Genomic DNA, 14,042 nt, shown 5'->3' on the forward strand with positions numbered 1-14,042 from the left:
AAAACAACATTTTGAATAAACAGCAAAACTTAAGGTGAAACAATGACAACAATGGACGATAGAGACGGCCTGATATGGTTTGATGGACAATGGGTTAACTGGCGGGATGCCAAAGTCCATGTGTTGACGCATACCCTGCATTACGGTTGCGGCGTGTTTGAGGGTCTACGCGCTTATCATGCTGAAAAAGGCACAGCGATTTTTAAAATGCAGGAACATACCGACCGCTTGTTCCGTTCAGCGCATATCATGAATATGCCGATGCCGTTCAGCAAAGATGAAATCAACCAAGCGCAACGCGAAGCCATCTCCAAGAATAATCTGGATAGTGCCTACATCCGCACCATGTGCTTTTATGGCTCTGAAGGCATGGGGCTGAGGGCTGACAACTTGAAAGTCCATGTTATCGTCGCCGCCTGGATATGGGGCGCTTATCTGGGCGCTGAGAATATGGAAAAAGGCATCCGCATCCGCACGTCTTCTTATACCCGCAACCACGTCAACAGCACGATGTGCAAAGCCAAGGCTAACGGCAATTACATCAATTCAATCCTCGCCTTGCAGGAAGCGTTATCGACCGGCTATGACGAAGCCTTGTTGCTGGATCATGAAGGTTTCTGCGCGGAAGGCAGCGGCGAGAACCTTTTCATCGTCCGCAATGGCAAGCTGTATACACCGGAAACCACGTCTGCATTAGAAGGCATTACCCGTGATACCCTGATGACGATTGCTGCTGATCAAGGTTTAGAAGTTATCGTAAAACGCATTACCCGCGATGAGGTGTATGTGGCTGATGAAGCGTTCTTTACAGGTTCTGCGGCGGAAGTTACGCCGATTCGGGAATATGATGGTCGTGCTATTGGTAATGGCGGACGTGGCCCTATCACGGAAAAATTACAAGCATTGTATTTTGATTACGTGCATGGACGTAAATCTGACCATACTGAATGGCTGACTTACGTCGCCTAACTGCTTACTAACTACTACAAACAAACGGTGAGGATTTTAGTCGTAGGGCCATCTTGGGTTGGCGATATGGTGATGGCTCAAAGCCTGTTCATGTCGCTGAAAAAATCCTTTCCAGATTGCCTTATTCACGTATTGGCCCCTGTTTGGTCGTTACCTTTGCTGGAACGGATGCCAGAAGTTTCAAAGGCGATCGTCATGCCTTTGAATCATGGGGAGTTTTGCCTGATGACCCGAATCAAAGTTGGTCGGCAATGTCGGTCAGAAGGCTATGATCAAGCCATTGTCCTGCCAAACTCCTGGAAATCCGCGCTCATTCCATTTTTTGCCAATATTCCCCAGCGTACCGGGTATCGTGGCGAATGCCGCTGGGTCTTACTTAATGATATAAGACGGCTGGATAAAAATGCAATTACGATGACAGTCCAGCGCTTTGTTGCTTTGGGTCTACCCGAAAATGCCCCACAGCCGCCTTATTATCAACAACCTAGTCTACCCAACAACAAAACCGGCCAGGAAAAAGTTATCCAGAAATTTGGTTTAACCCTGACTGATAAGGTCCTCGTCTTGTGCCCAGGCGCCGAATACGGCCCTTCCAAACGTTGGCCAGCCGACTATTTTGCCAAAGTTGCCCAGGCAAAAATCCAGCAGGGCTGGCAAGTATGGTTAATGGGTTCGGAGAAAGATAAAGAATCAGCAGTAGCAATTAACTCACTAACAAACCAGCAATGTCGAGATTTTATCGGACAAACATCATTAACCGAAGCGGTTGATCTTATGTCCTTGGCTAATACAATAGTCGCCAATGACTCGGGCCTCATGCACCTAGCCGCAGCATTGGATAAAACTGTCATCGCCATTTATGGCTCAACACCGCCAGAATTTGCACCGCCACTTTGTAATAAAGCCCAAACCGTCACTTTAAACCTCCCCTGCTCGCCTTGTCGGCAACGTATTTGCCCGCTATATCCCGTCGGACACCCAGAACATACACAATGTCTGACAGGCATAACACCCGAACGAATTCTTGAACTTATTGGCAATTGAACCTCTCTATGCGTATCGCCATCGTCAAACTTTCCGCATTGGGGGACATTATTCACGCTATGGTTGCGTTGCAATTCATCAAACAACATGCGCCCGATATTGAAATTGACTGGATTGTAGAGGAACGGTTCGCTGGTATTTTGCAGCATAACCCAGATATTTCACAGATATTTACTGTCAATCTCAAGGCTTTAAAAAATAATAAACTGGCGATTTTTGAGGAGATAAAAAAAATTCGCTACTTTGCGAAGAATCATTATGATTTGGTTATTGATGCCCAGGGACTCATTAAATCGGCAGTTACCGCCCGTTTGCTTGGCAAAACAGTGGCGGGTTTCAATGCAGATTCCATCCGAGAAAAAGCTGCCTCTTGGTTTTATAATGTGAAAGTGGCTTGTGCTTATGATGAAAACACGATTGATAGAAATGCCTTGGTATTATCAAAACCACTCGGTTTTAGCATCACAAGCGATCAGATATTGGGTAAAAAACCTTTTTTATATTCCAATAATACTAATCCGGAACTTGATGAGTTTTTCCAAAAAAACCGCAAAGTAATTGTATTTGTTATCGGTTCGACTTGGGAAAGCCGGAACTATCCACCTGAGAAATTCGTAAAAATAGCGCAGGATTTGCAGGAAAACTGCCTTGTCGTATGGGGTAGTGAACAGGAAAAGCACAAAGCGGACTGGATGTCCAAGCAATGTACTAGCATAAAAGCGTTGCCTAAGTTAGACTTGAATGATCTAAAGGCGGTGGTTGCCAAAGCTGATTTGCTAGTTGGTAACGATACTGGGCCAACGCATATCGCTTGGGGCTTAAACAAGCCATCCATTACGATTTTTGGACCAACACCGATCAGCCGAGTTTATCAAACGGATATAAATGAGGTAATAAAGTCCCATTCAACGGTTAATCCTTACAAACTTAATAAACAGGATTACTCGATTAGGGACATAGACGAACGAATCATTGTTGATCAGGCAATACAATTGTTATCTAACCACCAAAACACAAAAGAAAACCACCTACATGATACGACAAGCTGAACCCTATCAAACTTTACTCGGAATTCTTAAGCACAGAGATAAGCTATCCGCTTCGGAATTGAAAAAAGTTGAACGAGTGAAGAAGACATCCGTTGCCGAAAGTTTACCTCAATTGCTGGTTAAACTGGGTTTATGCTCAGAGCTTGACGTCGCCGATGCTTTTGTTGAAGCGGGTCAGTTCGAGAAAGTAAAGCCAGAACAGTATCCGATGGAAACACAACTCCCTGAAAGCGTGTCCTTACGTTTTCTCAAACAATACCATCTGATTGGTTTGAGCCACGATGAGCAGTCAATAGCGGTTGCCATGATGGATCCAGAAGACGAATTCGTCGTAGATGCGCTAAAGTTAGTAACCGGAAAAAATATAGTCGTCAAAGTGGGGTTGCTTTCAGAAATAGATGCGGCGCTGGAAGTTCAATACGGAGAAGGTCGCTCAGCAATGGATAAAACCATTGACGATCTTAATGTTGACGATATTGGTGAGGAAGACCTGGAACACCTGAAAGATCTGGCCAGTGAAGCACCGGTCATCAAGATGGTTAACCTCATTATGCAACGGGCGATAGAAACCAGAGCCTCGGATATTCATATTGAACCTTTTGAACAATCTTTAAAAGTTCGGTTACGCGTGGATGGCGTATTGAAGGAAATTGATGCGCCGTCGGTCAAGTCAACTGCCGCCGTAATCTCGCGCATCAAAATCATGGCGAAACTTAACATTGCTGAAAGAAGGCTACCGCAAGACGGCCGTATCAAGGTGCAAATGTTGGGTAAAGAACTGGATTTGCGGGTTTCGACAATACCGACCATGTACGGTGAAAGCGTCGTTATTCGTCTTCTTGACAAAGAAAACACCGTATTTGATTTTGCCGCCCTGGGTTTTCAAGGCAGGCATTTGCAACAGTTTATCGATGTGTTATCCATGCCGCATGGCATTATCCTGATTACCGGGCCGACCGGTAGCGGTAAATCGACTACCATGTACGCGGCATTAAAGCAGTTGAATACTTCGGAACGGAAAATCATCACGGTTGAAGATCCGGTGGAATATCAAATGGAAGGTGTCAACCAAATCCAGGCTAAACCACAGATCGGCTTGACGTTTGCCTCGGCACTCCGCTCCATCGTCCGTCAAGACCCCGATGTCATCATGATTGGTGAAATGCGCGACCTGGAAACCGCGCGGATCGCCGTGCAATCAGCCCTTACCGGACATTTAGTGCTATCAACCTTACATACCAATGATGCAGCCGGTGGTGTCACCCGTTTGCTGGATATGGGGCTGGAAGAGTACTTGCTGACTTCCACAGTGAATGGCATCTTGGCACAACGTCTGGTGCGGAAACTCTGCCCAGACTGTAAAACACCGTATCAAGCATCGCCCGAAGTCATTAAAGAACTGCGGTTACGCCGGTTTGCTCCTGTCGGTGACATTACTTTATACAAGCCTGTGGGCTGCTCGTCTTGTGGCGGTATGGGCTATCGTGGTCGTATGGCGATTATCGAATTCTTGCAAATGACTGATCCCTTGCGCAAGTTAATCATGGCGCATGAAGAAGCGGGAGTTATCCAAAAACTTGCCGTCGAAGAAGGCATGTCAACCATGTTTGAGAATGGCCTTACCAAAGCCATTCAGGGTGTCACTACAATAGAAGAAGTTATGCGCGTTACTTCGGAAAACTGATCGGAAGCCTGATATGTCCTTGTTCAAATACAAAGTCATCAATAGTTCTGGCGAAACCGAGGAAAGCATCAGGGATGCCAGCGATGAGCAAGCGCTGATATTATTGTTACAATCAGAAGGTTATATACCTATCAGTGTGGCTCCTGCCACAAGTAGGTCGTTTTTAGGGCTAGGGTTAGGTGGAAAACAAAGCAAATTATCACAAAAAGACATCGGCCTGTTTACTGGCGAGCTGGCAACCTTGCTGGAATCTGGCTTACCGTTGGATAAATCCTTATCGGTTTTAATCGACCTCACAGACGATAATGAACGGCTGAGCAAGCTCATCGGCAAAGTACTGGAGAAAGTCAAAGGCGGCTCGTCATTGGCTGATGCCTTGGAAAAGCAGACGGGAATTTTTTCCAAATTCTACTTAAATATGCTCCGTGCCGGTGAAGCGGGCGGCAATTTAGGTGATGTGCTGACGCGTTTGTCGGAATATCTGGAACGCTCCCAGGAATTAAAGGATACCGTCAGCACCGCCTTGATCTATCCTGCTATCTTGTTGGTCATGTCTCTGGCGTCATTATTTGTGATGCTAACTTTTGTGGTGCCGCAATTCACGGAAATGTTTGAAAGTGCGGGTAAGGCATTGCCAGTATCTACACAGATTGTTGTCGGGCTGGCAGAATGGTTACAAAAATACTGGTGGATTTTGCTTGGCGCAGTTATTTTTGCGTCCAGTTACATGAAATTCCAGATGGCAGACCCGGTCAGCAAAAAAAGGTGGGATGGCATTTTTTTAAAGCTTCCCTTGGCTGGAACCATCATCCTGCATAAAGAAACCGCAAATGTTAGTCGGACGCTGGGAACTTTATTGGGCAATGGCGTTTCCATACTTTCGGCGATGGTTATCGTGCGTGAGACCGTAGACAATCTTGTGTTAGCGGATGCCATACAAATTGCCGAGGAGCAGTTAAAACAGGGCAAACATCTGTACGATGCTTTACACGACAAAAATATTTTCCCCAAAATGGCGATGCAAATGATCAAAATGGGTGAAGAAACGGGGCGCTTGGAAGAAATGTTACTTCGCGTCGCCACAATATATGATAAACAACTACGGGTATCCATTGCACGGATGCTGGCATTGCTGGAACCCGCTTTAATCATCACATTAGGACTCATGATCGCTGGCATTATTGTGTCAATCTTGCTGGCGATATTGAGCGTTAACGATTTGGCTTTTTAACGGACAAGACTATGAAACAACTCAACAACAAACAAACAGGTTTCACTTTGCTGGAATTACTGGTCGTATTGGGCATTATTGCCATGCTGGCTGGCTTGGTAGGGCCACAAGTGATGAAACACATGGGCGAATCTAAAGTCAAGGCTGCCAAAGTGCAAATAGAAGATCTCTCCCAGACACTGGATATGTACAAACTCGATGTCGGCAGCTACCCGACTTCGGAACAAGGCTTGAATGCGTTGATTGAAAATCCTGGTGACATACAGCGTTGGAATGGCCCTTATTTACGGAAAGCCAAAGTGCCGCTTGATCCGTGGCAACAAGAATACAAATATACTTCACCTGGCGAACACGGCAAGTTTGACATATCGTCACTGGGTGCAGACAGCAAAGAAGGCGGTGACGGCGAGGATAAAGACCTGGCTAGCTGGGAATAATTAAGTAACGTTCGTATTGAGTAGGATGCTTCCACGGTTAAAAGCCCTTCCTTTCTTTGGGGGCTTCCAAGCAGAGCAGAACCATCAGGCTTGGGATAAAGAGGAGTCGACGCTCTATATGCAGGAACTGCGAAATTCCGAGACTGTGATTAAGCACAGCGTAACAAAAGACCAGCATACTGGATTTACTCCCGCTTCAAGCAAAGGTTTTAGTTTGCTTGAAATGATTCTAGTCCTGTTTGTTGTGATACTGGGTTTTTCTGTTGTAGGGCTCAATATTTCTTCTGGAAATGACGCGACCAAACTCCAGTCTGCTGCCAGAGATATGGTATCTGCCCTGCGTTTTGCCAAAGGGCAAGCGCTTATTTCCCATAAGGAAACAACGGTAGCACTTGATCTTAACGAAAACAGCTATACCGTAAGCGACCGAGAAAAGGTGTACACCATCCCCGACACCATAGCGCTGACCGTTGTCACCGCTCAAGAAGAGCTGAACGGGAAGGGGCTGGCTAATATCCGGTTTTTTCCCGATGGCTCGTCCAGCGGTGGACGCATCAAGTTGGAGATGAATTCAGCTATCTGGCAAATTGACATCAATTGGTTAACAGGACAGGTCGAACTTGAAAGCAAGTAAGATAACAAAGCAACAAGGCTTTTCACTACTGGAAATTCTTATCGCTTTTTCGATTCTGGCACTGTCCCTAGGTATTCTGCTAAAAATATTTTCCGGCGGTGTTAATACCGCTGTTGTTGCTGAGGACTATACAATTGCTGTGCAAATTGCTGAATCACTCATCGCGAAAACGGGGTCGGAAATACCGTTAAAAGATCATCAAAGCTCAGGTGATGAAAATAAAAAATACCATTGGTCGCTGAGCATCAGCCCTTTCTTCCTGAGTGGCGAAGGCATTGACCCTAAAGCTGCAACTGCACAACTTTTTAAGATCAATGTGACGGTAAACTGGGGAGATGGCCAGAATGATGACCGTCAAATCCAGTTAACCACCTTAAAGCTGGCTGCGAAAAGTAATGCAGCATCGTAAACCCAATACGGGTTTTACCCTGATAGAAGTCCTCATCGCCATGACGCTGCTCGGCATCATGGTCGTCTTATTGTTTAGTAGCATGAAAATTTGCGCGGATAGCTGGCAAAAAGGTGAAGACAAAATAACCGAAGTCAATGATGTTGCGGTTGTGTATCAATTTTTCCAGCATCACCTAAGCACGGCAAAACCCTTGTGGAATGATTTTAATGAAGAAAGCAGAACCTTTGCTTTTCAGGGTAAAAACCAAGAATTACAGTTTGTTTCAGCGTTTCCTGCCAGTGCTAAAAAATCAGGCTTACAACTGTTTTCGTTGAAATTAATCAAGGACGGCGATGAACAAGTCATTCAAGTCTCAATAACGCCGTTTTATCCGGTGGCAGAAGGTGAAGAATGGCGCAAGGAAGAGGTGGACTTGTTACGACATGTCCGTAATTTTACATTAAGCTACTATGGACCTGCGGGTATTGATGGTGAAACTGAGGCCACATGGCAAGATGACTGGCTAGAGAAGGAAACGCAACCTCGCTTGGTCAAAATTAAGATTGAGCGGGATGACGACAACTTCTGGCCGGAAATGGTAGTTGAACTCAAGTCAATGGGAACTTCAACTAACTTAACTGACGAAGACCAAGCGGGAGCAGAGACGAATGCAATGGGGGTTCCGTGAGAGCTCAACAACAGATGGATAGGAAAAGCAGCCGTTCTAAGGTAAAATCCAAGCCCAATGGTTTTGCCCTAGTACTTGTTTTATGGGTATTAAGCCTATTAACTATTATGGCTGGTAGCTTTGCCCTGACTATGCGCAGGGAATCTACCGTTGTCGCTGGTATTAAGGATAATGCCGGTGCTGTGGCAGCCGCAGAAGCGGGGATTGCCGCCGCTGAAATGATGCTGCTTGATCCTGATCAGAATAAGCGTTGGCGAGCCGATGGTAACATTTATCAACTGGATTTTGGCAGCACAAAAATCCGGCTACGGCTATTGTCAGAAGCGGGTAAAATTGACATTAATAAAGCCGAACTGCCCTTGTTACAAGGTCTACTGGCGCAAGCGCCAGTAGAAGAAGAGCAGCAGGCCAAACTGATCGGTGCTATTGTCGATTGGCGCGACCAAGACGACCTGCTTAGTATAGAAGGAGCTGAAAAGAAAGAATATAAGGATGCAGGGAAAAAATATCAACCACGAAATAAACCCTTTCAAACAGTGGAAGAGCTACAGATGATTTTAGGAATGGATGAGCAGGTGTTCAACTGGCTTGAACCCATCATCACCGTTTATTCAGGTCAAGCGCAAGTCAATCTTAAGTTAGCCTCAAGCAAAGTTTTAAAAGCCTTGCCTAACCAAGATGCTTCTTTGGTAGACACTTTTATTGCCGCTAGACTTGAGAGTGCAAAAAACGATCTACCTGCGCCGGAATTTCAATTGGGCTTGGGTGGTGTTAGTGGGGCATCCGCCCCAAATGAGACGGTAACTATTGTTTCTGAAGCGCGGATGACTGATGGAGCAACCGCTGATGACACAAGCCCTGATGAAAACAGCGCTGTAGTTATTGCCACAGTGGCGAAATCAGACGCTAGCCAATCAGTATCACTTGATGGCACTCCGCCAGAACCATTTAAGATTTTAAAATGGCAACGCAACCCTGCAAATGAAGAGTCATTATTTACCGAAGCAATGAGCGAATTATTAGTAAAACAATATGCAGAACCTGAACTCGGCGGTTGATCTAGATTATAAAAAGTTCTTCCGCTGGTGGAAACGCGAACTTAGCTTCCTAATCCCAGGCAGAATTAAACAACTTATCAGTGACCAGCACGGCATAATCGTCGTGCGCCCGGCAGAAAAGCAATTTGCCTTGAGTTACTGGTATGAAGGCCAGGAAGAACCGCTTATAAAACTGGATCGGGATGATGCGGGGATAGCTAAATACAAGGAAATGCTGTTGGCCGACGAACGCTTGCAAAAAGCCAGCTTAATTTTCCGGTTAACCAAAGAACACGCTATTCAAAAAGAGCTCTCATTACCTGTCGCCGCCAAAGAAAATCTCTACCAAGTCGTTAGTTACGAACTATCTCGATATTCGCCATTCAGCGTTGATCAAGTGTATTTCGCTGTTAAAGCGTTGGATGTGGTTAATGAACCTGGGCAAATCAGGGTTATGCTAATTCTTGTCGCTCGAGAAATGCTTGATAGCATCTACGCAGATCTCAAGGCTTTTGGCATGGTTCCAAAATTTGTGGATTATGAAGACACCCCCAACGACCTTGATGAAAACGAAGAACCCTACAACTTGTTGCCGGAAGAGTTGCGTGAAAAAACAGGCAAGACAGAAAAGTTAATCCATGCCTCTTTAATCGGTTTGGTGTCACTGCTAATGGTGGCAGCCTTGGCCTTGCCCGTCTGGTTTGAATATCGTTCGGTCAACGCCTTACAAGAAAAAATTGATGGCATTGAAAAAGAAGCCAAAAACATCAAGGCATTACAAGCTGAAGTTGACGCATTGGTCGACGAAACTAAACAGTTGATTGAGAAAAAAACCGAAAAACCGCCAGTTGTGGCAGTTCTTGATACCCTGAGCAAACTCATAAAGGACGATACCTGGCTGGCTTATGGGCAGTATGCGAGTGGGCAATTGCAGATACAAGGCGAATCACCTACGGCTTCGACACTGATTTCAGTTTTGGAAGCCTCTGATATTTTCGCCAATACAAAATTTGTCTCGCCGGTCACGCGCGACAATGTGACCAAGTTGGAACGCTTTCAGATTACCGTTGATATTACTAAGGCAGGTGAAATTATCAAGCCAGGAGATGAAAATGGAACTGAGCAATAACCTTCAAACCCAGCGCTGGCTGGCTGTAGGTCTACTGGCATTTATCGTATTGCTGGTGGGTTTGATTATTGTTGTACCTATCATCAGTAAAGGGCTAGAACTGCATGAAACCAAAGAAAACCTAGCCTTTACCCTGAAAAAATATGAGAAAATCCTGGCCGGTAAAGGTGCGGTAGTCAGTAATATTGAAGCGATAAAACAGCAACATCAAGATCAAGGTTATTTTAACAACCAAGGCACTAGCGCCCTCGCCTCCGCGCAAATGCAGGAGTTTATTAAACAAACAATAGTCCAGGCAGGTGGTCAACTGAGCAGTACCCAAGTGCTTCCATCCACCAGCAAAGATAAATTCAACCGTATTACCGTTAGCGTCAGAATGACAGGTAACATCGAAGTCTTACGAGCGGTGCTATACAAACTGGAAACCTCCACGCCACTAATGGTGATCGACCAACTGGATATAAGACCGATGCGCAGCATCAGAAACCGGCTGACCCGCCAGATTGAGCCTAGCAATGGATTGAACATCAATTTTCAGGCCATCGGTTTCATGAGGGCGCAGCCGCAATGAACATAAAGCTGATCAAATTCCTCGGCGTACTTTGCGCCGCCTTGTGTTTCATTATTATTTGCGAATGGTTATATGCCATCTACGCTCAAAATCAATTACTGGCATCCATTCAAGCCGTCGATAAGCAAAAAAAGTCGGCCATAGAATTGCCCTCAATAGAACTAACCAAGCAACCCGAATCCAGCTATGTGGACTTGGTTGCCAGACCCTTGTTCATCCAAGGCAGAAAACCGGTTAATGAGCCTAGTGCCGTGACAACACCTGTTACCACAGCAACAGAAAACTTTAACTGGGCGCTTAATGGCGTTTATACACACAAGAAAAGCCTGTACGCACTATTTAGCCGGACGACCGCCAAAGTTGCCAAAGACAATTACCGAAAAGTCACTAAAGATAATGATATTGACGGTTGGAAATTGACAGAAATACACAATGATAAAGTGGTGGTCAGCCAGGGCGGCAAACAAAAAGAATTGCCCTTGAGAAAGCCTAAACCGAAAAATCCAGCAAACAATATGGGCAGCGCAATAGCTACGCCTCCGATGCCCGGTCAACAACCGGGTCAACCGTTCGCGCCTAACCAACAGCCCATACCCATACCTGAGCAAATGCCAGAGCCAGAGCCCATCCCAGAACCCATCCCTGAGCCTGAACCCATGCTCGAACCAGAGCTAATACCAGATGATTCCAGTGAACCCTTCTTCGAGAATAGTGAGAATGAACAATTTCAATAATATGAACAAGGCAGTTTGTCTAACGGTCTTGGGCTTAATGCTGTCAAGCTGCGAGCTATTAGGCCCCAAACGGGCGGCGAAGATACCGCTTACCCCTGTACTCAAAGAACGCGCAAGCAGTCTCGAAGACAGCGTTACCTTTAAAGAGCTGCAAAACAAACCGCCAGTTAACGATGCCTTAAAGTCCAAGATCGAGCTGTATCCGGCACGGGATCGCTTCGCACCCCAAACGGAAAGCCACAGGCGTAGCACCAAAACCGGAGGTCCAGGCACCTACAGCCTGAATTTTGATGACGCAGATTTAGGCGAGGTCGCCAAAGTTATCTTAAGTGACATCCTCGGACAAAACTACGTTCTCAGCCCCAAAGTGACCGGCAAGGTAACGTTAAATACGTCTGAACCGCTTTCCAAAGAGGAACTCCTACCTACCCTGGAAATGGTCTTGGGCATGAACAATGCCGCCTTAGTCAAAGACGGCAAAATTTATCATATCGAACCCAAAGCAGAAGCCTTGTATAGCTCTACTATTGCCGGAGATAGCACAGGGTTTCAATCTCGAGTCATTCCCATACGCAATGTCGCCGCCCAAGAAATCGCCGATATTTTAAAGCCGATTGTGCATGAAAAAACCATCCTGAATGTAGACAATAACCGCAACAGCTTGATGGTACAAGGCACCGCTGACGAGCTGGCACGGGTTATGGATATGGTCAGCACCTTTGACATTGACGTGTTAAAAGGCCGGTCTTTTGCCTTGTTTCCCCTCAACCACGTGGAGCCAGACAAAATCATAGAAGAGTTGGAAACTGTTTTTAACACCTCATCCGGCAAGGAAGACAGCGAATTTTTCCGCTTTCTGCCGATTGAGCGCATGAATGCCGTCTTAGCCATCACCCATCAGGCCAGTTATCTGCGTGATATTGAAAACTGGGTATTCCGGCTGGACAGGGCGAACACCGAATCCGGCGGCGGTGTCAATGTGTACAAAGTACAGCACATGGATGCCGAAGAACTGGCAGGTACGCTCAGTGAAATTTTTACCGGTGCAGCACCTCGGGATAAATCGGCAAAAGTGGCCGCAGGGAAAAAATCGGCCGAAGTTAGCAATAAAGATTCCACTGATGGCAGTCAACCAACGGGGAAGACCTCTGTCAGCCGTAAAAAAAGTAAGCCAGAAGGTTCAAGGAAAGCTAGCGGCTCAGGAGGCGGCTCTGATGATAATGAGACAAAAATTGTCGCGGATATAGCCAATAACTCTTTGGTTATTATTGCAACGCCTCAGGAGTACGGAAAGATACTACCGATTATAAAGCAGTTAGATATCATGCCACTACAAGTCTTGATAGACGCGACGATTGTTTCTGTAACACTAACTGATAAATTACAATATGGTATATCTTGGTACTTAAAAAACGGACCAGGCAATGATGCTATCGGCAGCAACAAAGGCACACTTGGTACGACGGATACCGCAGGAACGGGAGCCGTAGCTTTAGGAACCGCTGCTCAAGCCGCCGCTGCCGCTGCTACAGGTGGATTGAGCACTGTTTACAGCTCGGGGTCTATAAAAGCGCTTTTAGACGCGGAATCCAATTTAAATAATATCAATGTAATTTCATCCCCCTCATTAATGGTTTTAAATAATCAAGAGGCTACAATACACGTAGGTGATGAAATATCGTTAACAACTGGCAATGTTGGTAATCTTGCCAACCCAAGTGTAGGAAACCCAACCAGTGGCAGTGGTAACCTTCTTACTCAAAACCAGCAGCGTAAGACCGGATTGACTTTAACCGTTACACCCCGGGTAAACGCGAACGGCATGGTCATTATGGATATCAAACAAACTGTTGAAGATGTTGACAACAACAATCGCACCGCTGGCGGCAATCCTACTATCTTATCAAGAGAAATTGAGAGTTCTGTCGCTGTACAAACTGAAGAAACGCTTGTCCTTGGCGGTTTAATTAGAGATCAAAATTCGAACACTAAGAATGGGATACCTTTTTTACACGAATTGCCGCTTATAGGGTCATTGTTTGGAGCTACTTCAAAAAACGAAAATAAAACAGAATTAGTCATATTAATTACCCCTCGCGTAGTCAAAACAAAACAAGATGCCAGAATCGTTACCGATGAATTCAAAAGAAAGCTGAGTGGAATCTACTACGATCCAACAAAACCAAAGAAAAAAGAAAAGTGGTGGACAACACGGGAATGGTAATCTGCCCCGTCCGGCTGAAGACCTTGCGAAGGCTGGATACCCCTCATCATCCCACAAGCAATTTAGTAATAAGCGGCGTAGTTGGATTAGCCGAAGACTTCCACGCGGGACGGGGTTTGTAACCGAACGCGTGACGGGGTATGTTACCCCGTTACTCACGTTTTGCCGACGATGCCGTTTTTGAACCACGTTGAAACCCTGCGAACGGGGCAACATGCCC

At 45.8% G+C, this 14,042-nt stretch carries 14 protein-coding genes; all 14 read left to right on the plus strand.

The genetic code is table 11. The features are described 5' to 3' along the window. Positions 1–42 precede the first annotated feature (42 nt). From ABL924_RS04135 to gspD, 14 genes are read left to right on the plus strand one after another with little or no spacing between them, the layout of a single operon-like run. Positions 43–969 carry a branched-chain amino acid transaminase gene (locus ABL924_RS04135; RefSeq protein WP_349025802.1) on the plus strand — a complete coding sequence of 309 codons (927 nt, stop codon included), beginning with the start codon at positions 43–45 and terminating at the stop codon, positions 967–969. A 27-nt stretch (positions 970–996) separates the two neighbouring features. Then, complete coding sequence (gene waaF, locus ABL924_RS04140) at positions 997–2,013, plus strand: lipopolysaccharide heptosyltransferase II (protein ID WP_349025803.1); 1,017 nt, start codon at positions 997–999, stop codon at positions 2,011–2,013. Positions 2,014–2,021: 8 nt separating this feature from the next. After that, positions 2,022–3,062, plus strand: coding sequence for a lipopolysaccharide heptosyltransferase I (gene waaC / locus ABL924_RS04145; protein ID WP_349025804.1), 1,041 nt, complete (start codon positions 2,022–2,024; stop codon positions 3,060–3,062). After that, positions 3,046–4,746: a type II secretion system ATPase GspE gene (gspE, locus tag ABL924_RS04150; RefSeq protein ID WP_349025805.1), complete on the plus strand. Its 1,701-nt coding sequence runs from the start codon at positions 3,046–3,048 to the stop codon at positions 4,744–4,746. The genes waaC and gspE overlap by 17 nt, the downstream gene beginning before the upstream one ends. A gap of 13 nt (positions 4,747–4,759) precedes the next feature. Next, a complete protein-coding gene (locus ABL924_RS04155; RefSeq protein ID WP_349025806.1) occupies positions 4,760–5,977 on the plus strand; it encodes a type II secretion system F family protein in 1,218 nt (405 codons plus the stop codon). 11 nt (positions 5,978–5,988) lie between these two features. Beyond that, entirely contained in the window at positions 5,989–6,414 is a 426-nt protein-coding gene (gspG, locus tag ABL924_RS04160) for a type II secretion system major pseudopilin GspG (protein ID WP_349025807.1), read from the plus strand. Positions 6,415–6,439: 25 nt separating this feature from the next. Then, positions 6,440–7,048, plus strand: coding sequence for a GspH/FimT family pseudopilin (locus ABL924_RS04165; protein WP_349025815.1), 609 nt, complete (start codon positions 6,440–6,442; stop codon positions 7,046–7,048). Continuing rightward, positions 7,035–7,457, plus strand: a complete 423-nt coding sequence (locus ABL924_RS04170) for a type II secretion system protein (protein ID WP_349025808.1) — start codon at positions 7,035–7,037, stop codon at positions 7,455–7,457. Before ABL924_RS04165 ends, ABL924_RS04170 begins: the two co-directional genes overlap by 14 nt. Then, positions 7,444–8,127, plus strand: a complete 684-nt coding sequence (locus tag ABL924_RS04175; RefSeq protein ID WP_349025809.1) for a prepilin-type N-terminal cleavage/methylation domain-containing protein — start codon at positions 7,444–7,446, stop codon at positions 8,125–8,127. Before ABL924_RS04170 ends, ABL924_RS04175 begins: the two co-directional genes overlap by 14 nt. Then, positions 8,124–9,185, plus strand: a complete 1,062-nt coding sequence (locus tag ABL924_RS04180; protein WP_349025810.1) for a type II secretion system protein GspK — start codon at positions 8,124–8,126, stop codon at positions 9,183–9,185. Before ABL924_RS04175 ends, ABL924_RS04180 begins: the two co-directional genes overlap by 4 nt. Next, complete coding sequence (locus ABL924_RS04185) at positions 9,160–10,293, plus strand: PilN domain-containing protein (RefSeq protein WP_349025811.1); 1,134 nt, start codon at positions 9,160–9,162, stop codon at positions 10,291–10,293. The genes ABL924_RS04180 and ABL924_RS04185 overlap by 26 nt, the downstream gene beginning before the upstream one ends. After that, positions 10,277–10,864, plus strand: a complete 588-nt coding sequence (gene gspM / locus ABL924_RS04190; RefSeq protein ID WP_349025812.1) for a type II secretion system protein GspM — start codon at positions 10,277–10,279, stop codon at positions 10,862–10,864. Before ABL924_RS04185 ends, gspM begins: the two co-directional genes overlap by 17 nt. Further along, complete coding sequence (locus ABL924_RS04195) at positions 10,861–11,598, plus strand: hypothetical protein (protein WP_349025813.1); 738 nt, start codon at positions 10,861–10,863, stop codon at positions 11,596–11,598. The genes gspM and ABL924_RS04195 overlap by 4 nt, the downstream gene beginning before the upstream one ends. Next, positions 11,582–13,822, plus strand: coding sequence for a type II secretion system secretin GspD (gspD, locus tag ABL924_RS04200; RefSeq protein WP_349025814.1), 2,241 nt, complete (start codon positions 11,582–11,584; stop codon positions 13,820–13,822). The genes ABL924_RS04195 and gspD overlap by 17 nt, the downstream gene beginning before the upstream one ends. The last annotated feature ends 220 nt before the right edge of the window (positions 13,823–14,042 follow it).

It is taken from the genome of Methyloglobulus sp. (assembly GCF_040079455.1).
Taxonomy (GTDB): Bacteria; Pseudomonadota; Gammaproteobacteria; order Methylococcales; family Methylomonadaceae; genus Methyloglobulus.

What these genes read in the sequence shown, in the direction of transcription:
- ABL924_RS04195 (WP_349025813.1), top strand. Translation starts at nt 10,861, where the DNA reads ATGAACATAAAGCTGATCAAATTCCTCGGCGTACTTTGCGCCGCCTTG.
- gspD (WP_349025814.1), top strand. Translation starts at nt 11,582, where the DNA reads ATGAACAATTTCAATAATATGAACAAGGCAGTTTGTCTAACGGTCTTG.
- gspM (WP_349025812.1), top strand. Translation starts at nt 10,277, where the DNA reads ATGGAACTGAGCAATAACCTTCAAACCCAGCGCTGGCTGGCTGTAGGT.
- gspE (WP_349025805.1), top strand. Translation starts at nt 3,046, where the DNA reads ATGATACGACAAGCTGAACCCTATCAAACTTTACTCGGAATTCTTAAG.
- ABL924_RS04175 (WP_349025809.1), top strand. Translation starts at nt 7,444, where the DNA reads ATGCAGCATCGTAAACCCAATACGGGTTTTACCCTGATAGAAGTCCTC.
- ABL924_RS04185 (WP_349025811.1), top strand. Translation starts at nt 9,160, where the DNA reads ATGCAGAACCTGAACTCGGCGGTTGATCTAGATTATAAAAAGTTCTTC.
- ABL924_RS04165 (WP_349025815.1), top strand. Translation starts at nt 6,440, where the DNA reads ATGCTTCCACGGTTAAAAGCCCTTCCTTTCTTTGGGGGCTTCCAAGCA.
- gspG (WP_349025807.1), top strand. Translation starts at nt 5,989, where the DNA reads ATGAAACAACTCAACAACAAACAAACAGGTTTCACTTTGCTGGAATTA.
- waaC (WP_349025804.1), top strand. Translation starts at nt 2,022, where the DNA reads ATGCGTATCGCCATCGTCAAACTTTCCGCATTGGGGGACATTATTCAC.
- ABL924_RS04155 (WP_349025806.1), top strand. Translation starts at nt 4,760, where the DNA reads ATGTCCTTGTTCAAATACAAAGTCATCAATAGTTCTGGCGAAACCGAG.
- ABL924_RS04135 (WP_349025802.1), top strand. Translation starts at nt 43, where the DNA reads ATGACAACAATGGACGATAGAGACGGCCTGATATGGTTTGATGGACAA.